Here is a 20,967-nt window from a genome sequence, read left to right as displayed (position 1 = left end):
TGATGGCCCTGCAACAGGCCGCCAAATCTCCGCTCCAGGCCAGCCGGCTCGATTCCATGGGCTTTTCGCCTTGATTGGCGGGCACTTTCCAGTTTCCCGAGGTTTCCAGGAGCGACCACCTGCGGCCGCCAGCGGCCAAACAGCGCGCCCTCGACCCGTGCGCCGCTCTCGCATACGACGTTTGTGAGCGTTCACTCAACAGCGCTGACGTCGCGCTGCTGACGTCGCGGTCGACGGCCGGCGGCATCATTGCCGATCCGTTAACTTGGTTTGGGCTTGAACCGGGGCCGCAGCCGGACTGACACAATCTTTCAAACGTCAGTCTTTTCAGGCCTCAACGTTGCGTCCAGTCCTTGCGGGCAGGACCCTCTCTCCTATATCAGGCTCACCGTCGCAATATCGCGAGTATGTGAACGTCTGGGGGGTTCGGTACGGAGCGCCGTCAGGGCCCAACACCAACCTGCCTTAGCAAAGAGGATATCAAAACCATGGGTAAGGTCATTGGGATCGACCTCGGCACCACGAATTCGTGCGTCGCCGTGATGGATGGCAAGAACGCCAAGGTGATCGAGAATGCCGAGGGCATGCGAACGACGCCGTCGATCGTTGCTTTCACCGACGATGGCGAGCGCCTTGTCGGACAGCCGGCGAAGCGCCAGGCGGTGACCAATCCCGAGCGTACGTTCTTTGCGGTGAAGCGCCTCATCGGCCGCCGCTATGACGACCCGATGGTCGAGAAGGACAAGAAGCTCGTTCCCTACAAGATCGTCAAAGCGTCGAACGGCGATGCCTGGGTCGAAGCCGACGGCAAGACCTATTCGCCCTCGCAGGTCTCGGCCTTCATTCTGCAGAAGATGAAGGAGACCGCTGAGGCGCATCTCGGCCAGAAGGTCGATCAGGCCGTCATCACGGTTCCTGCCTATTTCAACGACGCGCAGCGTCAGGCCACCAAGGATGCCGGCAAGATCGCCGGTCTCGAAGTGCTGCGCATCATCAACGAGCCGACGGCTGCCGCGCTCGCCTACGGTCTCGACAAGACGAAGGCCGGCACGATCGCCGTGTACGACCTCGGCGGCGGCACCTTCGACGTCTCGATCCTCGAGATCGGCGACGGCGTGTTCGAGGTGAAGTCGACCAACGGCGACACCTTCCTCGGTGGTGAAGACTTCGACATGCGCCTGGTCGGCTATCTCGCCGACGAGTTCCAGAAGGAGCAGGGCATCAACCTGCGCAACGACAAGCTCGCTCTGCAGCGCCTGAAGGAAGCCGCCGAGAAGGCCAAGATCGAGCTGTCGTCGACCACGCAGACCGAAATCAATCTGCCGTTCATCACGGCTGACCAGACCGGTCCGAAGCATCTGACGATGAAGCTGACCCGCGCCAAGTTCGAGGCGCTGGTGGCCGACCTCGTCGAGAAGACCATCGAGCCGTGCCGCAAGGCGCTGAAGGATGCCGGCCTGACCGCCGGCGAGATCGGCGAAGTGGTGCTGGTCGGCGGCATGACTCGCATGCCGAAGATCCAGGAAGTGGTGAAGCAGTTCTTCGGCAAGGAGCCGCACAAGGGCGTCAATCCCGACGAAGTCGTCGCGATCGGTGCTGCGATCCAGGCCGGCGTGCTGCAGGGCGACGTCAAGGACGTGCTGCTGCTCGACGTGACCCCGCTGTCGCTGGGCATCGAGACGCTGGGCGGCGTGTTCACCCGCATCATCGACCGCAACACCACGATCCCGACCAAGAAGAGCCAGGTGTTCTCGACGGCCGAAGACAATCAGGGCGCCGTCACCATCCGCGTCTTCCAGGGCGAGCGTGAAATGGCGGCCGACAACAAGATGCTCGGCCAGTTCGATCTGATGGGCATTCCGCCGGCTCCGCGCGGCATGCCGCAGATCGAGGTGACCTTCGACATCGACGCCAACGGCATCGTCAACGTCTCGGCCAAGGACAAGGCGACCGGCAAGGAACAGCAGATCCGGATCCAGGCATCCGGCGGTCTGTCCGAGGCCGACATCGACAAGATGGTCAAGGACGCCGAGGCCAATGCGGCCGAGGACAAGAAGCGCCGCGAAGCAGTCGACGCCAAGAACCATGCCGATGGCCTGGTTCATTCGACCGAGAAGGCTTTGGCCGAGCACGGCTCGAAGATTCCGGAGACGGATCGTCGCGCCATCGAAGACGCTGTCAGCGACCTCAAGGAAGCGCTGAAGGGCGACGACGCCGAGGCGATCAAGGCCAAGACCAACACGCTGGCGCAGGCTTCGATGAAGCTCGGCGAGGCAATGTACAAGCAGCAGGCTGAGGCCGATGCGGCCAAGGACGCTGCAAAGGATGACGTTGTCGACGCGGAGTTCACCGAGGTCGACGACGACAAGAACAGCAAGAAGTCTGCCTAAGCGGGCTTGCGATCATGGCCCTCACACCAAAGAGCACGCGACGCGTCTCGGAGGAGTGGGGGTCATTTTTCTTTAAGGCGATCGCTGCATCTTCCAGACAGGCGCAATCCTTGACGATCGCGACGAACTTCGGACGGAATTGAAGTATGTCCACCAAGCGCTGCTACTACGAGACCCTCGAGGTCGAGCGGAACGCGGACGAGACCAAGCTCAAATCGGCTTTCCGCAAGCTCGCGATGAAATGGCATCCGGACAAGAACCCGGGCGACGCCAGCAGCGAGGTCCGGTTCAAGGAAATCAACGAAGCCTATGAGGTGTTGAAGGACGGCGACAAGCGCGCCGCCTATGACCGCTTCGGCCATGCCGCTTTCGAGCAGGGCATGGGCGGTGGCGGTCCCGGCTTCGGCGCCGGCTTCGCCTCCTCCTTCTCCGACATCTTCGAGGATCTGTTCGGCATGGCCGGGCAGCGCCGCGGCAGCGGCGGCCGCGAACGCGGTGCCGACCTGCGCTACAACATGGAGATCACGCTCGAGGAGGCCTTCCAGGGCAAGACCGCGCAGATCGAGATCCCGGTCTCGGTCACTTGCGAATCCTGCTCCGGCACCGGCGCCAAGGCCGGCACCAAGCCGAAGACCTGCTCGCATTGCGGCGGCGCCGGCCGTATCCGGCAGGCCCAGGGCTTCTTCACGCTGGAGCGGACCTGCCCCGGCTGTCAGGGCCGCGGCCAGATGATCGAGGACGCCTGCGCCTCCTGCGCCGGGTCCGGCCGGGTGACGCGCGAGCGCATGCTGTCGGTCAACATTCCTCCGGGCGTCGAGGACGGCACCCGTATTCGTCTCGCCGGCGAAGGCGAGGCCGGTGTCCGTGGCGGACCGCCTGGCGACCTCTACATCTTTCTGTCGCTGACCACGCACCAGTTCTTCCAGCGCGACGGCGCCGACCTGCACTGCCGCGTGCCGATCTCGATGGTCACCGCTGCCCTCGGCGGCGAGTTCGAGGTGCCGACCATCGACAAGAGCAAGACCAAGGTGAAGGTGCCGGCCGGGACCCAGTCCAGCCGCCGATTCCGCATCGCATCAAAGGGTATGCCGGTGCTCCGTTCGCGCCAGACCGGCGACATGTATGTCCAGGTTGTGGTCGAAACGCCGCAGAATCTGACCAAGAAGCAGCAAGAATTGCTGATGGAGTTCGAAAAACTCTCGTCCGGCGCAACTCAACCGGAGGCAGCGGGTTTCTTCTCTAAGGTCAAGGACTTCTTCGGAAGCCGCACCGTCTAGCCGCAGTCGTTATGCTTGACCGTAACGACTTCGATCTATACGTGTTTATGACTGTTTTCTGACAACCGCTCGATTGTGCGCGGTCCCGCCTGGTAGCGACATGCCTCTGCAATCGTCCGTGCGTGCGTCGAAGAAGCCCCTCCGTCTCGACGACGAGGTTCGATTTCTCCGTTCATGGATCGAGAAGCCGCTGCATATGGGCGCGGTGATGCCGTCCGGGCGGCTGCTTGCACGCACCATGGCGCAATATGTCGATCCCGAGTCCGAAGGACCGGTTGTCGAGCTCGGACCCGGCACCGGTGCGATCACCAATGCGCTGATCGAGCATGGCGTCGATCAAAAGCGTCTCGTCCTGGTTGAGTACAATCCCGGCTTCTGTGCGCTGCTGCGCGAACGCTATCCGCAGGCCAAGGTGGTTCAGGGCGACGCCTACAGGCTGCGCGACACGCTGTGGGACGTCATGAAGTCCCCGGCCTCGGCCGTGGTCTCCGGCCTGCCGCTGGTCACCAAGCCGATGCTGACCCGCCTGAAGCTGGTCCGCGACGCGTTCCTGGCCCTCGCGCCCGGTGCGCCGTTCGTCCAGTTCACCTATTCGGTGGCGCCGCCGATTCCGAAGTCGCTGCCCGGCGTGTCCACAGAAGCGTCCGAGCGGATCTGGATGAACCTTCCGCCCGCGCGGGTCTGGGTGTATCGCAAGGGTTGATCGCCCTGCGTTGTCGCGCCGGGCACGCGCCCTAACCGCGATTTCGAAATGTCCGCGCTGAAAATCCTCGTGATCCCCGGATCGCTGCGATCAGGCTCGCTCAATGCGAAGCTCGCCGCCGTGCTGGCGCACGAAGTCGCACAGCTCGGGGCCGACGTCACCCGCATCTCGCTCGGCGATTTTCCGCTGCCGATCTATGACGGCGATCTGCAGGCCAAATCGGGCGTGCCGCAGCACGCCGTCAATCTGAAGCGGATGATCGGCGCCCATCATGGGGTGCTGATCGTGACACCCGAATATAATTCCTCGGTGCCGGCGCTGGTGAAGAACACGATCGACTGGGTGAGCCGCGTGCAGGATCCGCACGAGACCCGTGGCCAGGTGTTCCACGGCCGCGCCTTCGCGATCGCGGCGGCATCCGGCAACCGACTCGGTGGCACGCGCGCGCTGTCGGCGCTGCGCCTGATCCTGACGGCGTGCCATGCCGCCGTGATCCCGAACCAGCTCGCGCTGTCATTCGCCGAGCAGGCCTATGACGACATGGATCGTCTGAAGCACCAGGCCGACATCGACACGATGCGGGCGCTGGTGCGGCAGCTGATCGACCATTCCCAACGCATGATGTGAGGTGACATGCAGCTAGCCAAGATCGCTCCAAGAGACCGGTTGATTGTGGCGCTCGATTTGCCGTCGGTCGCCAGCGCCGAGGCGATGATCGACAGGCTCGGCGACAGCGTCACCTTCTACAAGATCGGCTATCAGCTCGGTTACGCCGGCGGGCTTACGCTGGCGAAGCAGCTCGCAGGCAGCGGCAAGAAAGTCTTTCTCGATCTCAAGATGCACGACATCGGCAACACGGTGGCACGCGGGGTCGAAAGCGTCGCCGCCCTCGGCGCGACCTTTCTCACCGTGCATGCCTATCCGCAGACCATGAAGGCGGCGGTCGAGGCGCGTGCCGACTCCGGCCTGAAGATTCTCGCGGTGACGGTGCTGACGTCCTACGATGACAGCGACCTGCACGCGGCCGGCTATCGCCTCAACGTCTCCGATCTCGTCGAAGCGCGCGCCCGGCAGGCGCAGGCGCTCGGTGTCGACGGCATCGTCAGTTCGCCTGAGGAAGCTGCCGCCTTGCGCAAGATCGTGGGCGATCAGATGAACCTGGTGACCCCTGGCATTCGCCCCGCGGGCTCGGCGACCGGCGATCAGAAGCGCATCATGACGCCGGCCCGTGCCATTGCCGCCGGCGCTGACTATCTGGTGGTCGGACGTCCGGTGATAGAAGCCGCCGATCCGAAGGCCGCGGCCGAAGCCATTCACACCGAGATCGCCCAGGCGCTCGCCTGAACCAACAACAAGGGAGAATAGAGATGGCGAAGGGATACTGGATCGGACGCGTCGACGTTCACAATGAGGAGGGCTACAAGCCCTACATGGCGGCCAACCCGGCGATCTTCCAGAAATTCGGCGGCAAGTTCATCGTGCGCGGCGGCAAGTTCACTGGCGTCGAGGGCCAGAGCCGCTCGCGCAACGTCGTGATCGAATTCCCCGATTACGCGACCGCGCTCGCTTGCTACCAATCGCCGGAATACCAGGCCAACATCAAGGTGCGGCAGCCGCACTCGATCGCCGACCTGATCATCATCGAGGGGCACGACAGCCCGTAGGCCTGGACATCGGGCCGCCGCCGGTTCGGTTGCCCGGAACAGCCGCCGCCGATCGCCGTTTGAGCATGATCCCCGCGCAAATGCGTTCCGCGTTTGTCGCGCCGGAAAACCGGTTTCCCCTTTGCCGGTTCATGCTTTATACGGCGGTGAGAGGTGAGCCATGGCTGACATGCGTCTGATTGTTGCAGGAGCCGGCGGCCGGATGGGCCGCACGCTGACGCGGGTGATTTCCGAAACCCCGGGGGCGGTGCTGGTCGGCGCGCTGGAAGCACCGGGCTCGGAGCTGCTCGGCAAGGACGCCGGCGTGCTCGCCGGCCTTCCCGCCAACGACGTCAAGCTGTCGGCCGATCTGTGGTCGATGTCGGCGGCCGCCGACGGCATCCTGGATTTCACCGTACCGGCCGCGACCATCGCCAATGTCGCGATCGCGGCCGAGCGCGGCCTGGTTCACGTCATCGGCACCACCGGCCTGTCGCAGTCCGACGATGCCGTGATCCGCAGCGTCACCAACCGCGCCATTGTGGTGAGGTCGGGCAATATGAGCCTCGGAGTCAATCTGCTTGCGGCGCTGGTCAAGCGCGTCGCGCAATCGCTCGACCAGAGCTTTGACATCGAAATTCTCGAGCTGCACCACAAGTCCAAGATCGATGCGCCGTCGGGCACCGCCTTGATGCTCGGCGAAGCTGCGGCTGCGGGACGCAAGATCGCGCTGGAGCAGCATTCGGCACGCGGCCGCGATGGCCTGACCGGCGCGCGGCGTGCCGGCGATATCGGCTTTGCCTCGTTGCGCGGCGGCACCGCGGCCGGCGATCACAGCGTGATCTTTGCCGGCCCCTCGGAGCGAATCACGCTGTCGCATCATGCCGAGGATCGCGCGCTGTTCGCACAGGGCGCGCTGAAGGCGGCGCTGTGGGCGCACGGCAAGAAGCCCGGCATGTATTCGATGACCGACGTGCTCGGGTTGAACGACTGAGACCACCCGACGAAATAAAATCCAGCCAAGCGAAAACGGAATCTGAAATGAGTGATCGTCTTCTTGTGCTCGTTCGTCACGGTCAGAGCGAATGGAATCTGAAGAACCTGTTCACCGGGTGGAAGGATCCCGATCTCACCGAGCAGGGCATCGCCGAAGCCAAGGACGCCGGCCGCAAGCTGAAGGCGCAGGGCCTGTCGTTCGACGTTGCCTTCACCTCCGACCTGACCCGCGCGCAGCACACGCTGAAGCTGATGCTGGAGCAGATCGGCCAGACCGGATTGCCGACCACGAAGAATCTCGCGCTCAATGAGCGTGATTACGGCGATCTCTCGGGCCTCAACAAGGACGACGCCCGCAAGAAGTGGGGCGAGGACCAGGTCCTGGTCTGGCGCCGCTCCTACGATGTGCCGCCGCCCGGCGGCGAGAGCCTGAAGGATACGCTGGCGCGCACGCTGCCCTATTACGTGCAGGAGATCCTGCCCGGCGTGCTGCGCGGCCAGCGCACGCTGATCGCCGCCCACGGCAATTCGCTGCGCGCGCTGATCATGGTGCTGGAGAAGCTTTCTCCGGAGCAGATACTCAAGCGCGAACTCGCGACCGGTGCGCCGGTGGTCTATCGGCTCAACGCCGATTCCACCGTTGCGTCGAAGGTCGATCTCGCGGCTTAGAGAACACTCAATCGCTCAACCCGTCATCCCCGCGCAAAGGCTTTGCCTTTGTCGCTGGGGGAGCGCGAAGCGCGTCTCGAAGGATGCACGGCCACCAGCCGGGCCGTCGACCCTTCGAGACGCGCTTCGCGCTCCTCAGGGTGACGGTGAGAGAGTGTGAGCGCCCGGCTAAGGAAGGTCAGTGCAATCCCACCTGGCCGGCTTCCCAGCCCAGCATTGCCTGCTTGCGGGTGATGCCCCAGTGATAGCCGGTCAGCGCGCCGCTCTTGCCGAGGGCGCGATGGCAGGGCACCACGAACGACACCGGATTGCGGCCGACCGCGGCGCCGACGGCGCGCGACGCCTTCGGATTGCTGATCTTGGTGGCGATGTCGGAATAGCTCACGGCGCGGCCCATCGGGACCTTGAGCAGCGTTTCCCAGACCCGCACCTCGAAGTCGGTGCCGATCAAGACGACGCGCAGCGGCTGGTCCGCCCGCCACAACTTCGTATCGAACACGCGCTGCGCCAGCGCGGTGGTGCCATCGGTGTCCTCGACAAAGGTCGCGTTCGGCCAGCGCCGCTTCATGTCGGCAAATGCCGTCTGCTCGTCGCCGGGGTCGGCGAAGGCGAGCCCTGCGAGCCCGCGGTCGGTTGCGATCACGATCGCGGTGCCGAACGGCGAGGGGTGGAAGCCGAAACGCAGCGTCATGCCGCCGCCGCCGGTCTTCCATTCGCCGGGCGACATCGCCTCATGCGTGACGAACAGATCGTGCAGCCGTCCCGGGCCCGAGAGACCCGAGTCGAGTGCGGCGTCGAGTACGCTGGCGGAATCGCGCAGCAGGTTCTTGGCGTGATCCAGGGTCAACGCCTGCATGAAAGCCTTCGGCGTCAGCCCGGCCCAGCGGCGGAACAGATGGTGCAGTTCATCCGGCGTGACGGCGGCGGCATCGGCCATCGCTTCGATGGTCGGCTGCGCGCGCCAGTGCTCCGAGATGAACGCGATGGCGCGCCGCACCGAGTCGTAGTCGCGCAGCGCGGCGCTCTGGTGGAAGCCCGGCTTGGCCAGGCGCTGGTCGTGTATGGCGAGTGTCATCATGGTATCTGATTTAGGAGCCATGGCGCGTCCAAACCACCCGATTTCTGACAAGCACGATCAAGCGATGGGATTGTAAGTCGGGCCGCGCTTCGCGGTGTTCAGGGCTGCGGTCAAAGCTTTGGAAAAGCTTGCCTTTTCGTCCGGGCCGAGGAAGCTGCCAACGCTGACCCGGCGGCCCCGGGACACCAGGTAAAGCCGCTCGATGCCGAACTCCTCGTGCGAGATCTGCTCGAACCGCACCCAGAGCGGGTTGAGCACCCATTCCACCACATGGCCGCGGTGACTGATCCGGCGCACCCGCAGTTCCGACGGCGTGACGGTGATCTCTTCGCTTGCCTTGGCGGAGCGGAAATTGACCTTGAACGCCCAGTAGATCACCAGCACGTCGAGGCCGAAGAAGCCGAAGATCGGCCAGGCGCCCAGCCACCAGAACACCGCGCCGGCGATGAAGCTGACCACGGTGACGAACGACATCAGCACGATGAAGCCGGTGCGATTCAGCGAGCGGTGCGGCGTCAGCAGCGCCGAGAACAGTTTCGGCTCCGCCTCGGGCGCATCGGCGTCGAGGTCATTGGCCCTGGGGTCTTCGCCCGGATCAAAGTCGTTGCCTGCGGTCATGACGTATCAGTATATCCCGTTCATGGCCAAAATCATCCGCTCTCAACGCGCCGGCACCTCAAGCGTTCGGTCCGTGCCGAAGAAGAAGGCCGCGAAGGCGGCAAAGCCGCTGCCCAAACGCGCGGCAACGAAGCCGGCGACGAAGGCCGCCAAGAAGGTTGCAAAGCCAAAACCATGGACGGCGGCGGAGGTCTACGAGGCTTTCGATCGGTTCCGCAAAGCCAATCCCGAGCCGAAGGGCGAGCTCGAGCATCTCAACCCCTACACGCTGCTGGTGGCCGTGGTGTTGTCGGCGCAGGCGACCGACGCCGGCGTCAACAAGGCGACGCGGGCGCTGTTTGCGATCGCCGACACGCCGGAGAAGATGCTTGAGCTAGGCGAAGACAGAGTGCGCGACTACATCAGGACCATCGGGCTCTATCGCAACAAGGCCAGGAACGTCATCGCGCTGTCCGAAAAGCTGATCGCCGAATTCGGCAGCAAGGTGCCGCGCACCCGTGCCGAAATCGAGTCATTGCCCGGCGCCGGCCGCAAGACCGCGAATGTCGTGCTCAACATGGCGTTCGGCGAACACACGATGGCGGTCGACACCCATGTGTTTCGGGTCGGCAACCGCACCGGTCTCGCGCCCGGCAAGACGCCGCTCGAGGTCGAGCTGGGACTGGAGAAGGTGATCCCGGCCGAGTTCATGCTGCACGCCCATCACTGGCTGATCCTGCATGGCCGCTATACCTGCCTCGCCCGCGGTCCGCGTTGCGACGTATGTTTGATCAATGATCTTTGCCGGTGGCCGGAGAAGACCGTCTAAGGCATGATCGTCATCATGTGCTGGCAGGTTGTCCGGCGTTCCGGGTGTGACTGACGGGAGTGTGGTGTGACAGAGCAGGTTCAAGACAGTCCGCCACCCGCCAGCCAGACCGCGTCTGCCCCAGCGGCCGCGCCAGCCAAGCCGCAGCCTGCGCCGAGCGGGTTTTGGGGTCGCTTCGCTATCCCGCTGTTTGCGGTGCTGGCTGCGCTTGTGTTCGTCGCGGTGGCGACCACGCATTGGGACGCCTGGGTCGGCAGTGCCACGATCCAGACCACCAATGATGCCTATGTGCGCGCCGAGTTGACCCAACTTTCGAGCCGCGTGTCCGGCGAAGTGCTCACGGTCGCCATCTCCGATTTCCAGCGCGTCAAGGCCGGCGATCTCTTGGTGCAGATCGATCCTGCCGATTATCAGGCGCAGGTCGCGCAGGCCGAGGCGGGTGTGGTCGGCGCGCAGGCCGCGCTCGACAACCTCAACAACCAGGTCGAGCTGCAATATGCGACCATCGCGCAAGCCGAGGCCTCGCGGCTGTCGGCGGAGGCGCAGCAGACCCTGGCGCGCCAGGAGCAAGAGCGTCAGCAGTCGCTGTCGCAGACCGACGCCGGCACGCGGCAGCGGCTCGAGCAGGCCACCGCATCCTATGCGAAGTCGGAGGCGGACGTGCAGGCCAGCCGTGCAGTGATCGCAGCGCAGCGCCATCAGCTCGAGGTCCTGCAGGGCACCAAGAAGCAACGCGCCGCCGATCTCGACGCCGCCAAGGCGCTGCTGGCATCGGCCAAGCTCAAGCTTGGTTACACCAGGATCGTCGCGCCGTTCGACGGCGTCACCGGCGAGCGTCAGGTGCAGCCGGGCGATTACGTCAACATCGGCACCAATCTGATCAACGTCGTGCCGCTGCCGAACGTCTATGTGATCGCCAACTACAAGGAAACCCAGCTGACCAACGTCAAGCCGGGCCAGCCGGTCGAGGTCACCGTCGATACGTTCTCGGGCCAGACGCTGCGCGGCGTCGTCGAGCGCATCGCGCCGGCGAGCGGATCGCAATTCGCGCTACTGCCGCCCGACAACGCCACCGGCAATTTCACCAAGGTGGTGCAGCGCATCCCGGTGCGCATCCAGTTCGACAAGGGCCAGCCGTTGCTCGATCGCCTGCTGCCGGGCATGTCGGTGGTCACGCGGATCAACACCGGCGAGGCGGTCGCCAATGGCGGAAAATGACGACCGCAACAGCGGTCCGGTCTCGCGCGGCGACGTCGCCCGCTATCCGGTGTTTGCCGTCGTCGCCGTGCTGCTCGGCGCGTTCCTGGCGAACTTCGACAGCCGCCTGACCTCGGTTGGCCTGCCCGACCTGCGGGGCGCGTTCTCACTCACCTTCGACGAGGGCGCCTGGCTCTCGACCGCTGCGATCGGCTCGCAGATCTTCATCGCGCCCGCGGTGGCCTGGCTCGCCACTGCGTTCGGCCTGCGTCGCGTGCTCGGAATTCCGAGCCTGGTCTATGCCGTAGTCTCGCTGACCATCCCGTTCGTGCACGACTACACGACGCTGATCGTGCTCAGCATCGTGCACGGCATGCTGCTCGGCACCTTCGTGCCGGCGACGCTGATGATCATCCTGCGCAATTTGCCGATCCGATGGTGGCTGCCGGCGATCGCGATGTATTCGATCCGCGTCGGCTTCGCGCTGGATACGTCGAGCTCGTTGGTCGGATTCTATGTCGAGCACCTCGGCTGGCAGTGGCTGTATTGGCAGGGTGTCGTGGTCGCGCCGCTGATGGGGCTGATGGTTTATCTCGGCACGCCGAACGAGCCGGTCAATCGCGACCTGCTGCACCATGCCGATTGGGGCGGCATGCTGCTGCTCGGCGCCGGCCTCGGGATGGTCTATGCGGGGCTCGATCAGGGCAACCGGCTGGACTGGCTATCGTCGGGCACCGTGATGGCGCTCCTTATCGGCGGCGGGCTGCTGATCGTCGCCTTCATGATCAACGAGACGGTCGCGCCCCGGCCGTGGGCGCATTTCAACGTGCTGTTCTCGCGCAATATCGGGCTCTCGCTGATCGTCATCCTCTTGTACACGCTGACCAGCCTGTCGAACTCGTCGCTGGTGCCGAATTTCCTCGGTAGCGTCGGCGCGCTGCGGCCGGAGCAGTCGGGCGCGCTGCTGTTCACTTACGGCGCGCTGCCGATGTTTCTGCTGGTGCCGGTCTCGATTGTCCTGTTGCGTCACCTCGATCCGCGCATCGTCGTGGTGCTCGGGTTCTCGGCATTCGCGGCCGCCAATCTCTGGGGCACGCAGCTCAGCCATGTCTGGGCGCGCGAGGATTTCGTCGGCATCGTGCTGCTCACGTCGGTCGGGCAGGCGCTGACGCTGCTGCCGATCATCATCATGGCGCTGTCCAATTCCGATCCGTCGCGGGCGACCGCGTTCGCGGCCTACATCCAGATCATGCGGCTCGGCGGCGCCGAGATCGGCATCGCCCTGATGGGGACCTGGCTGCGCGTCCGCGAGCAGATCCATTCGAATTATCTCGGCCAGCACGTCCAGAACGGCGATGTCGACGTCGTCAACCTGCTGAAGCGCTTGGCAGGTGAATTTTCCGGCCACGGCATCGGGGCGGCGGCGGGACGTGCCATCGGCACGCTCGCGGCCCTCGTGCAGCGCGAGGCCAACACGCTCGCCTACATTGACGGCTTCTGGCTGTGCTTCTGGATCGCGATCCTGGCGCTGTTGCTGGTCGCCCTGATCACGCGCGCGCCGCAAGGTCCGCTGTCGCCGGTGCCGCTCGGCTTCGTGAAGAACGCGCTGCGCAAGCCGGACGCCGCCGCGTCCTGATTTGCGCGGATATCGCCGGCGGCTTGCCGCTGCCGGGGTCAATTTATAGTGAATGCGGCGCCCCAGCTATCTCGGGGCTGTCTGAAATATTTTGCACGTCGCGTGGTTCCACAAGCGGGGGAACGGGAGCCACGATGATCGAGACCAAGCAGACGGCCGCGCTTGTTTCCATGGCGACGGCGATTCCACCGCATCTATTCCATCAGGGACAAATCCTGCGAGCCGCGCGCGACCTTCTCGCCGACCGCTATCCTGAGTTCGAGACGCTCTCCAGCCTGTTCGCCAACACCGGCATTCAGCATCGCTATGGCGTGAAGCCGATCGAATGGTATCTCGAACGGCGCGGCTGGCCGGAGCGTACGCAGGCATTCCTGGAAGGCGCGGAGGCGCTGTTCGTCGAGGTCGCCCGCAAGGCGATAGCCCGTGCGGAGCTGACCGGCAGCGACATCGACGTCGTGGTCACGGTGTGCTCGACGGGCATCGCCACGCCGACGCTGGAGGCGCGCGTCGCGGGCCAACTCGGCCTGCGGACCGATGTGTCGCGCGTGCCGGTGTTCGGCCTCGGCTGCGCGGGCGGCGTGTCGGGCCTGTCGATCGCGGCGCGGCTGGCGCAGGCGCAGCCCGGTGCGAACGTGCTGCTGGTTGCGCTCGAGCTCTGCACGCTCGCGGTCCGCCACGATGAGCTCACCAAGGCGAATATCGTCGCCGCCAGCCTGTTCGGCGATGGCGCCGCTGCGATCGTGCTGCGCGCCGGCGACGGCGGTGCGACGCGGATCGAGGCGGCCGGCGAAAAGCTGTGGCCGGATACGCTCGGCATCATGGGCTGGACGGTCGATCCGGAAGGATTCGGCGTCGTCTTCCAGCGCACCATTCCGGATTTCGTCCGCGACCATGTTGGAGCGGCCGTTGCCGAAATCCTGGCACGGATGGAGCTGACGGCCGGTGATATCGATCGCTTCCTCTGCCATCCCGGTGGTACCAAGGTCATCGCCGCGCTGGAGCGGGCGCTCGCGCTCGATCAGGGCACGCTCGATCACGAACGCGACGTCATCGCGGCGTGCGGCAACATGTCGGCCCCGACAGTTCTCTTTGTCCTCGAACGCGCCCGCGCCAAGGGCTTGCCGCCGCGCTCGCTGCTTACGGCGCTCGGGCCCGGCTTCACGCTCAGCTGCGTTGCGCTCAGGCACGCGGCATGAGCTTCGCTTCGGTCATCCTTGCGCTGGTCACCTTGCAGCGTCTCGGCGAGCTCGTGCTGTCACGTCGCAACACGGAGCGGCTGCTGGCCCGAGGCGCGATCGAGGTCGGCGCCAGGCACTACCCCCTCATTGTGCTGCTTCACGCCGGCTGGCTGGTCGCGCTGTGGATCTGGGGCCGCAACCAGGATGTCAACCTGACCGCGTTCGCGGCCTTTCTGGCGCTGCAAGGCCTGCGGCTGCGGATCCTCGCCGCGCTCGGGCCGCGATGGACGACGCGGATCATCGTCTTGCCGGGCGCGCCGCTGGTCGCATCCGGACCGTACCGATATTTCCCTCATCCAAACTATGCCGTCGTCGTCGGGGAGATCGCGCTGCTTCCGCTCGCACTGCATCTGCCGGTGCTGGCGGTGCTCTTCACCGTGCTCAATCTCGCGGTGCTCGCGATCCGGATTCGCACCGAGAGCCGCGCGCTCTCGGTTGCGGACTGGCCGCGCGTCAGCACGCCATGAGCGCCGGGGCGGAGCATCGCGCCGACAGCCCGTCGGCGGCGACCTGGGCCGGCTTCCTCCTGATGTGCCTCGGCATGTTCATGGCGATCCTCGACATCCAGGTCGTCGCAACCTCGCTGCCGACGATCCAGCGCGCGCTCGCGATCTCGCCGTCCGCGATGAGCTGGATCCAGACCGCCTATCTGATCGCGGAGGTGATCGCGATCCCGCTGACCGGATTGTTCACCCATGCGCTGTCGCTCCGATGGCTGTTCGCGATCGCCGTGAGCCTGTTCACGATCGCCTCGGTCGGCTGCGCCTTCAGCGGCGGCTTTGCCGTGCTGCTGGTGTTTCGGGTGCTGCAGGGATTTTCCGGTGGCGTCCTGATCCCTGCGGTGTTCTCCGCCGTGTTCACGCTGTTTCCGGCGCGGCTTCATGCGGTGGCGACTACGATCGGCGGCGTCGTCGCGGTGCTCGCACCGACGGTTGGACCTGTTGTCGGCGGCTGGATCACACAGACCTGGTCGTGGCCGTGGCTGTTCCTGATCAACCTGGTTCCGGGAACGATTGCGGCCACGGTCACGCCATTGCTGCTGCCGAAAGAGAGCGTGAATCTCCGCGCGTTCGCCAGACTGGACACATGGTCGCTGATCCTGCTCGCAGCGGCGCTCGCAAGCCTCATGGTCGGTTTGAAGGAAGCGCCGCAGCGCGGCTGGATCTCGACCCCTTGCCTGAGCCTGCTGATCGGAAGCATGGCAGGGATGGCGCTGCTGATCCGCCGCACGTTCCGCGCGGCGGATCCGATCGCGCGATTGACCCTGTTCAGGCGGCGTTCGTTCACGATCGGTTGCGCCCTGAGCTTTTGCCTCGGCATCGGCCTGTATGGATCGACCTATCTGATGCCAGTGTTCCTCGGCTTCGTCCGCCGCCATGATGCCTTCGAGATCGGCACCATCATGCTGGTCACCGGGGTTGCGCAGCTGATCGCCGCGCCGCTGGCGGCAATCCTCGAAAGCCGTATCGGCGAGCTCCTGTTGACTGCGACAGGCTTCGCCTTGTTTGCGCTCGGCCTCGGCTTGAGTGCCTTTCAGCCGCGCACCGCGGATTTCGGAGAGATGTTGTGGCCGCAGATCATGCGCGGTGTCGCGATCATGTTCTGTCTGCTGCCGCCGACACGCATTGCGTTGGGCACTCTGCCGGAGGCGGAGGTTGCCGACGCCAGCGGATTGTTCAACCTGATGCGCAATCTGGGTGGCGCGATCGGGATCGCCCTGATCGATACGATCCTCTATGGGCGAAGTCCAATTTTTGGTGAGGATTTTCGTGCACGCCTGCTGACAGGTGATCTCAACGCCGCACAGGCGATCGGCCTCGATCCAATGTTGCTGATCAACCGCCCGCCGGGTCCGCCTGATGACGCGACGGTGGCGTTTATCCGGCCGCTGGTCGAGCGGGCATCGCTCGCCCTCAGCGTCAACGAGGCATGGGCGATGCTCGCTTGCGTCGCGATCGTCGGGCTGCTGCTGGTGTTATTGGCGCGCGATCGGATGCCTGCATCGGTGCAGGTGCCCCGGGATGCGAGCTAGATCGTCGGCACGTTGCTTCGCCGCGCCGGCTCGATCAATTCGCGCCGCGGGCCCGACAGCCGCTTGTACATGTGGACCATGAAGGCCATCCCGAACAGCGGCGTCGCCAGATTGACGATCGGGATCGAGACGAAGGCGGCGATGAACAGGCCGGCGGTAAACACGGTTGCCGCATTCTCCTTGCGCATCGCCTTGGCATCCTCCGGCGAGCGGAAGCGCATCGCGGCGAGTTCGAAATATTCGCGGCCGAGCAGCCAGGCGGTCGCGATGAAGAAGATGATGAAACCCGCACCCGCGAACAGCACGAACGGCAGCGCGACCAGGTAGACCAGGATCGTCAGCAGCGCCGTCTTGACGCCCTCGATGGTCGCCAGCGTCACCGGCAGCGCCGTGCCGGGATGGTCGGCCGGATAGTGCTCGCGCTCGACATGGTCGGCGACGTCGTCGACGAACAGGCTCGCCACCAGCGAGGTGATCGCGGGCATCAGGAAGATGCCGCCGAGCACGACGCCGAGGCCCGCCGAGATCGAGATGACCCAGGACAGCACGTGCAGGGTGGAATGGAAGTTGGGGCCGAGCATGCCTTCGGCCCAGATCTCGCCGGTGTCGGCAAACCAGCTCAGCAGCCGCTGCAATCCGATCGCGAGCACGGTGATCAGCACCAGCGCAAGTCCGATCGAACGCCACAGGATCGTGCGCATCGGCGGCGACAGGATTTGCGAAAGCGCCTTGACGGCGGCGTCGAACATGACCGGGTTGCCTCTGTAAAATGACGTGCGAGAGGTAGCTACCCAATATGGCTTCGGCAAGTGCCGCTTGTGTCGCGGTCACAGCGTTTTCGAGCGAAGTCCGTTTGATGCGGGGCCGACGCCGGTTCGCGTCAAGAAACGCTTCAGGCGTCGAGCGGCTTGCCGCGGACGTTGGGTCCCCAGACACCAATCGTAATAATGACGATGACCATCGCCGCGGTGATCAGGCCGAACACCCCGCTGACGCCGGCCTCCTTCAACATGAACGCCACGATGAAGCCGGAGAAGGTCGCGCTGAGCCGGCTCATCGAATAGACGAGGCCCGCCGCGCGCGCCCGGATCGCGGTCGGGAACACCTCGGTCTGGTAGGAGTGATAGGCGTAGGACAGCGTCATGTTGGCGCCCGTCACTAGCACGCCGCTGGCGATCAGGAGCACCGGCTCGGTGAGCTGCGCGAAGGCGAGGCCGAACACCGAGATCGCGGCGGCCGCGCCGCAAATGATCCATTTGCGCTCGAAACGGTCGGCGAAGGTTGCGGCCAGCAGCGGCGCGAGCGGATAGGCGAAGGCGATGATGAAGGAATATTGCAGGCTCTTGGTGACGTTGATGCCCTTCTGGACCAGGAGCGCCGGAACCCAGTTGGAGAAACCGTAGACGCCGAACGCCTGGCACAGATTGAAGATCATTAAGAGCACGACGAGCGAGGCATAGGGCGGCCGGAACAAATCGGCATAGCCGGTTTCGACCGCCGGACGTGCCGGCGCCATTGCGGCTTTAGCGGCAGGGCGCGGCGCGGCCGTCGGCGATGAGGTCTCGAGCCTCCGCATGATTGTCTCGGCCTCGGCAAGGCGGCCGTGCCGGGCCAGCCAGAGCGGGCTTTCCGGCACGTAGAGCCGGAGCACCCAGATGATCATGCTGGCGGCGGCACCGATCAGCACCACCCAGCGCCAGCCGTCGATGCCGTAAGGCGAGAGCGGCACCAGCCACCACGACAGCGCGGCGACGATTGGCACCGCCGAGAGCATCACCGCCTGGTTGATCGCAAAGGCGCGGCCGCGCATCCAGCTCGGCACCAGCTCGGTGATGTAGGCGTCGATGGTGATGACCTCGATGCCGATCCCGATCCCGGCGATGAAGCGCCACAGCAGCACGCCGCCGGGGGTGGTCTGGCACGCCATGATCACCGACGCCGCGCTGTAGAACAGCAGCGAATAAGTGAACACGGCCTTGCGCCCGTAGCGATCGGCGAGGAAGCCGAGGCAGAACGTGCCGATGAACAGGCCGGCGAAGGTCGCCGCGACGAAGGCGCCGATCCCGGAGAACCCGAAGAAGGCCTGCGTCGTCGTAGTCATCAGCCCGCTACGGGCGAGGCCCGGTGCGATATAGCCGGTGAAGAACAGATCGTAGATCTCGAAGCAGCCGCCGAGCGAGAGCAGGATCACCAGCCGCCAGACATAGCCGGAGGTCGGCAGCGCCTCGAGGCGCCGCGAGATCTGGTCCGGCCCGCTTGTCGTGTTGGCAAGATCGGCAACCGAGCCGAGTTCGACGGCGCTCATGATGGTCCTCCCGGGATGGTCCAGCGGCCGCCTTTCTTGCGAAGGCGTGCCGGTTGCGCATGTTTGGCAGCCGGGTGCCAGAAATCCAGACGAACATATCGAAGGAATCGTTCGATATTTTCGATAGCGCTGCTTTTTGACGCGCTCGAACGCGCCTTAGATCAGCAGCGTCGCCTCCCACGCGCCGCGCCCGACCTGTTCGGCGATCAGGGAGCGGATCAGCCGGCACATCTCTTCCATCGCATAGGTCATCGGCCGGTTGCGCAAGCGGCAGAGATAGAGCGTGCGGCTCAGCCTGGGTTCGATCACCTCGCGTGCGACCAGCAAGCGCGCTTTCAACGGCTCGCTGACGAAGTGCGTGGTCGCGATCGTGCAGCCGAGACCCGCGGTCAAGGCGCCGATCATGCCGCTGGTCGAATTGAGGTGCAGGATGGCGTTGGCCTCCAGCCGCTTCAGCGGCACCGGGTCGTCCAGCAAAGCGCGGGCCGACAGCCCGTGCCGCAGCAGGATCAGCGGCAGCTGGGCCACCTGCTCGAACGTGATCGGTCCCTTCTTGCCGATCAGCTTCTCGGTGCCGACGCAGAACATCTGCTCCTCCAGCACCGGCTCGGCGATCAGATCCTTTTCCGACGGCGGATTGTAGACCAGCGCGAGATCGACATCGGAGTTCATCAAATGCAGCAGCGTCGCGCCGGAGAGACTTTCGGTCAGCGACAGCTTCAGGTTCGGATACTTCGCCAGCACGGTCCGCATCAGCGGCACGCCGATCGCCTTCATGCCGGAATTGGCCATGCCGATCGAGATCTCGCCGGCAATGGCGCTGCCGCCTTCCTTGATCTCGCGCTCGGCCGCCGCCATCGCGCGCAGGATGATGCGGGCATGCTCATAAAGCCGTTCGCCCGCCGCGGTCGGTTCCATGCCGCGCGGTTTGCGCTCGAACAGCGGCGTGGCGAATTCCGCCTCGAGATTGGCGATGTGGTGGCTGAGCGCGGATTGCGCGACATTGGCCTGATCCGCCGCCCGCGACAGGTTGCGTTGCTCATAAACCGCGATGAAATAGCGAAGCTGGCGGGAATCCATTGGGGTTCTGCGTTCTAGAACGACGAATGCACTATTCGACAGATTATATTTTTCAGATAGCGTGCGGAAGCCTAACCTGCGTCCATCAGTCAAAACGAACGCAACGAGCACGGAGAAACCGATGACCGGGAGCGGACTGCCGCTGGAAGGCGTGAGGGTCGTCGAGATGACCCACATGGTGATGGGGCCGACCTGCGGGATGATCCTGGCGCAACTCGGCGCCGAGGTGATCAAGGTCGAGCCTCCCGCCGGCGACAAGACCCGCTCGCTCGGCGGCATGGGCGTGTCGTTCTTTCCGCTGTTCAACCGCGGCAAGCGCAGCGTCGTGCTCGATTTCGCCAAGCCCGACGACCGTGACACGATGCACCGGCTGCTCGCCGGCGCCGACGTGTTCCTGGAGAATTTTCGTGACGGCCAGCTCGACAAGCAGGGGCTTGGGCCTGAGGAGCTGCGCGCGAGATATCCGCATTTGATCATCGCCGGTCACAAGGGCTTTCTCTCCGGGCCCTACGATCATCGCCCGGCGCTCGACGAGGTCGTGCAGATGATGTCGGGGCTCGCGGCGATGACCGGCACGCGCGACAAGCCGCAGCGCGTCGGCTCTTCCGCCAACGACATCATGGGCGGCATGTTCGGCGTGATATCGATCCTCGCCGCGCTCTATCAGAAGCGGGGCGGCGACAGGAATGGCGCCGACATCCGCATCGGCCTGTTCGAGAACTGCCTGTTCCTGGTCGCCCAGCACATGGTCGAGTACGAGATGACCGGGCGCAAGCCGCGCTCGATGCCGGAGCGCGAGCATGCCTGGCCGATCTACGACATCTTCGATGCCGCCGGCGGCGACCGCATCTTCATCGGGGTCGTCACCGAAGGCCATTGGCAGAGCTTCTGCCGCGAGTTCGGACTGACGGAGTTCGCCGACGATCCGACGCTGCGCTCGACCACGGACCGCATCATGGCGCGCGACCGGATCATTCCGCGCGTCGCCGAGGTGATCAAAGGCTGGAACGTGGCCGACCTCTCGGCCAGGCTCGACGCGCTCAACATCTGCTTCTCGCCGATCAACCGGCCGGAGGATCTGCTCAGGGATCCGCATGTGCTGCGGCCCGGCGGGCTCGTCAACAATGTCAACGCCGACGGCAAGCCGTTCCGGGTTCCGGCGCTGCCGGTCGAATGGAACGGCAGCAACATCGGCGAAGGCCTGAAAGTGCCGGCGCTTGGCGCCGATACCGATGCGGTCCGCGCCGAGCTTGCACAACAGAAGATTTCATCAACCGGAAACGCTGCGTGAGGCTGA

At 64.9% G+C, this 20,967-nt stretch carries 20 protein-coding genes; 15 read left to right on the top strand and 5 right to left on the bottom strand.

Features of this window, described 5'->3' with window-relative positions; all coding sequences use genetic code 11:
• Positions 1-488 precede the first annotated feature (488 nt).
• The 8 genes from dnaK (at position 489) to ACVIGA_RS21315 (ending at position 7,678) form a co-directional block, all read left to right on the top strand.
• Positions 489-2,390 carry a molecular chaperone DnaK gene (gene dnaK / locus ACVIGA_RS21350; protein WP_223971437.1) on the top strand — a complete coding sequence of 634 codons (1,902 nt, stop codon included), beginning with the start codon at positions 489-491 and terminating at the stop codon, positions 2,388-2,390.
• 146 nt (positions 2,391-2,536) lie between these two features.
• Positions 2,537-3,667 (top strand): molecular chaperone DnaJ, encoded by a 1,131-nt coding sequence (gene dnaJ, locus ACVIGA_RS21345; protein WP_223971440.1) that lies wholly within the window; start codon positions 2,537-2,539, stop codon positions 3,665-3,667.
• Between the two features lie 100 nt (positions 3,668-3,767).
• Positions 3,768-4,370: a class I SAM-dependent methyltransferase gene (locus ACVIGA_RS21340; RefSeq protein ID WP_097671376.1), complete on the top strand. Its 603-nt coding sequence runs from the start codon at positions 3,768-3,770 to the stop codon at positions 4,368-4,370.
• Positions 4,371-4,418: 48 nt separating this feature from the next.
• Complete coding sequence (locus ACVIGA_RS21335) at positions 4,419-4,997, top strand: NADPH-dependent FMN reductase (protein ID WP_456667871.1); 579 nt, start codon at positions 4,419-4,421, stop codon at positions 4,995-4,997.
• Positions 4,998-5,003: 6 nt separating this feature from the next.
• Positions 5,004-5,714 carry an orotidine-5'-phosphate decarboxylase gene (pyrF, locus tag ACVIGA_RS21330; protein ID WP_456667870.1) on the top strand — a complete coding sequence of 237 codons (711 nt, stop codon included), beginning with the start codon at positions 5,004-5,006 and terminating at the stop codon, positions 5,712-5,714.
• Between the two features lie 23 nt (positions 5,715-5,737).
• Entirely contained in the window at positions 5,738-6,034 is a 297-nt protein-coding gene (locus ACVIGA_RS21325) for a DUF1330 domain-containing protein (protein ID WP_057020363.1), read from the top strand.
• 160 nt (positions 6,035-6,194) lie between these two features.
• Positions 6,195-7,007 carry a 4-hydroxy-tetrahydrodipicolinate reductase gene (dapB, locus tag ACVIGA_RS21320; RefSeq protein ID WP_223971446.1) on the top strand — a complete coding sequence of 271 codons (813 nt, stop codon included), beginning with the start codon at positions 6,195-6,197 and terminating at the stop codon, positions 7,005-7,007.
• Between the two features lie 47 nt (positions 7,008-7,054).
• A complete protein-coding gene (locus ACVIGA_RS21315; protein ID WP_092120934.1) occupies positions 7,055-7,678 on the top strand; it encodes a 2,3-bisphosphoglycerate-dependent phosphoglycerate mutase in 624 nt (207 codons plus the stop codon).
• 178 nt (positions 7,679-7,856) lie between these two features.
• Here the strand turns inward: ACVIGA_RS21315 and ACVIGA_RS21310 are convergent, their stop codons facing one another.
• Both ACVIGA_RS21310 and ACVIGA_RS21305 read right to left on the bottom strand, forming a co-directional pair.
• Complete coding sequence (locus ACVIGA_RS21310) at positions 7,857-8,756, bottom strand: methylated-DNA--[protein]-cysteine S-methyltransferase (RefSeq protein WP_456670852.1); 900 nt, start codon at positions 8,754-8,756, stop codon at positions 7,857-7,859.
• 57 nt (positions 8,757-8,813) lie between these two features.
• The gene (locus tag ACVIGA_RS21305; protein WP_456667869.1) at positions 8,814-9,374 is read right to left on the bottom strand and encodes a DUF2244 domain-containing protein; all 561 of its coding nucleotides are present in this window, start codon (positions 9,372-9,374) and stop codon (positions 8,814-8,816) included.
• 22 nt (positions 9,375-9,396) lie between these two features.
• Here ACVIGA_RS21305 and nth point away from each other — a divergent pair, with 22 nt between their 5' ends.
• The 6 genes from nth to ACVIGA_RS21275 all read left to right on the top strand — a co-directional run bounded on the left by nth (position 9,397) and on the right by ACVIGA_RS21275 (position 16,285).
• Positions 9,397-10,182 carry an endonuclease III gene (nth, locus tag ACVIGA_RS21300; RefSeq protein WP_456667868.1) on the top strand — a complete coding sequence of 262 codons (786 nt, stop codon included), beginning with the start codon at positions 9,397-9,399 and terminating at the stop codon, positions 10,180-10,182.
• Positions 10,183-10,248: 66 nt separating this feature from the next.
• Entirely contained in the window at positions 10,249-11,400 is a 1,152-nt protein-coding gene (locus tag ACVIGA_RS21295) for an HlyD family secretion protein (RefSeq protein WP_456667867.1), read from the top strand.
• Positions 11,387-13,015 (top strand): MFS transporter, encoded by a 1,629-nt coding sequence (locus ACVIGA_RS21290; protein ID WP_456667866.1) that lies wholly within the window; start codon positions 11,387-11,389, stop codon positions 13,013-13,015. The genes ACVIGA_RS21295 and ACVIGA_RS21290 overlap by 14 nt, the downstream gene beginning before the upstream one ends.
• Before the next feature lie 134 nt (positions 13,016-13,149).
• On the top strand, positions 13,150-14,211 hold the full coding sequence (locus tag ACVIGA_RS21285) for a type III polyketide synthase (protein ID WP_456667865.1): 1,062 nt from the start codon (positions 13,150-13,152) through the stop codon (positions 14,209-14,211).
• Positions 14,208-14,720, top strand: coding sequence for an isoprenylcysteine carboxyl methyltransferase family protein (locus ACVIGA_RS21280; RefSeq protein ID WP_456667864.1), 513 nt, complete (start codon positions 14,208-14,210; stop codon positions 14,718-14,720). Before ACVIGA_RS21285 ends, ACVIGA_RS21280 begins: the two co-directional genes overlap by 4 nt.
• 62 nt (positions 14,721-14,782) lie before the next feature.
• Positions 14,783-16,285 carry a DHA2 family efflux MFS transporter permease subunit gene (locus ACVIGA_RS21275; protein WP_456670851.1) on the top strand — a complete coding sequence of 501 codons (1,503 nt, stop codon included), beginning with the start codon at positions 14,783-14,785 and terminating at the stop codon, positions 16,283-16,285.
• On the opposite strand, the gene ACVIGA_RS21270 is transcribed toward ACVIGA_RS21275, so the two are convergent.
• The 3 genes from ACVIGA_RS21270 to ACVIGA_RS21260 all read right to left on the bottom strand — a co-directional run bounded on the left by ACVIGA_RS21270 (position 16,282) and on the right by ACVIGA_RS21260 (position 19,670).
• On the bottom strand, positions 16,282-17,034 hold the full coding sequence (locus tag ACVIGA_RS21270) for a sulfate transporter family protein (RefSeq protein ID WP_456667863.1): 753 nt from the start codon (positions 17,032-17,034) through the stop codon (positions 16,282-16,284). The two genes, ACVIGA_RS21275 and ACVIGA_RS21270, sit on opposite strands and share 4 nt — an antisense overlap.
• Positions 17,035-17,177: 143 nt before the next feature.
• Positions 17,178-18,590, bottom strand: a complete 1,413-nt coding sequence (locus ACVIGA_RS21265) for an MFS transporter (protein WP_456667862.1) — start codon at positions 18,588-18,590, stop codon at positions 17,178-17,180.
• 156 nt (positions 18,591-18,746) lie between these two features.
• The gene (locus tag ACVIGA_RS21260) at positions 18,747-19,670 is read right to left on the bottom strand and encodes a LysR family transcriptional regulator (protein WP_456667861.1); all 924 of its coding nucleotides are present in this window, start codon (positions 19,668-19,670) and stop codon (positions 18,747-18,749) included.
• 121 nt (positions 19,671-19,791) lie between these two features.
• On the opposite strand from ACVIGA_RS21260, the gene ACVIGA_RS21255 reads away from it, so the two are divergent.
• On the top strand, positions 19,792-20,961 hold the full coding sequence (locus ACVIGA_RS21255) for a CaiB/BaiF CoA transferase family protein (protein WP_456667860.1): 1,170 nt from the start codon (positions 19,792-19,794) through the stop codon (positions 20,959-20,961).
• Positions 20,962-20,967 lie beyond the last annotated feature (6 nt).

The sequence above is a fragment of the Bradyrhizobium sp. USDA 3240 genome (assembly GCF_054063295.1).
The sequence above is the reverse complement of the archived record's forward strand: the minus strand, read 5'-3'. Positions and strand labels throughout refer to the sequence as shown.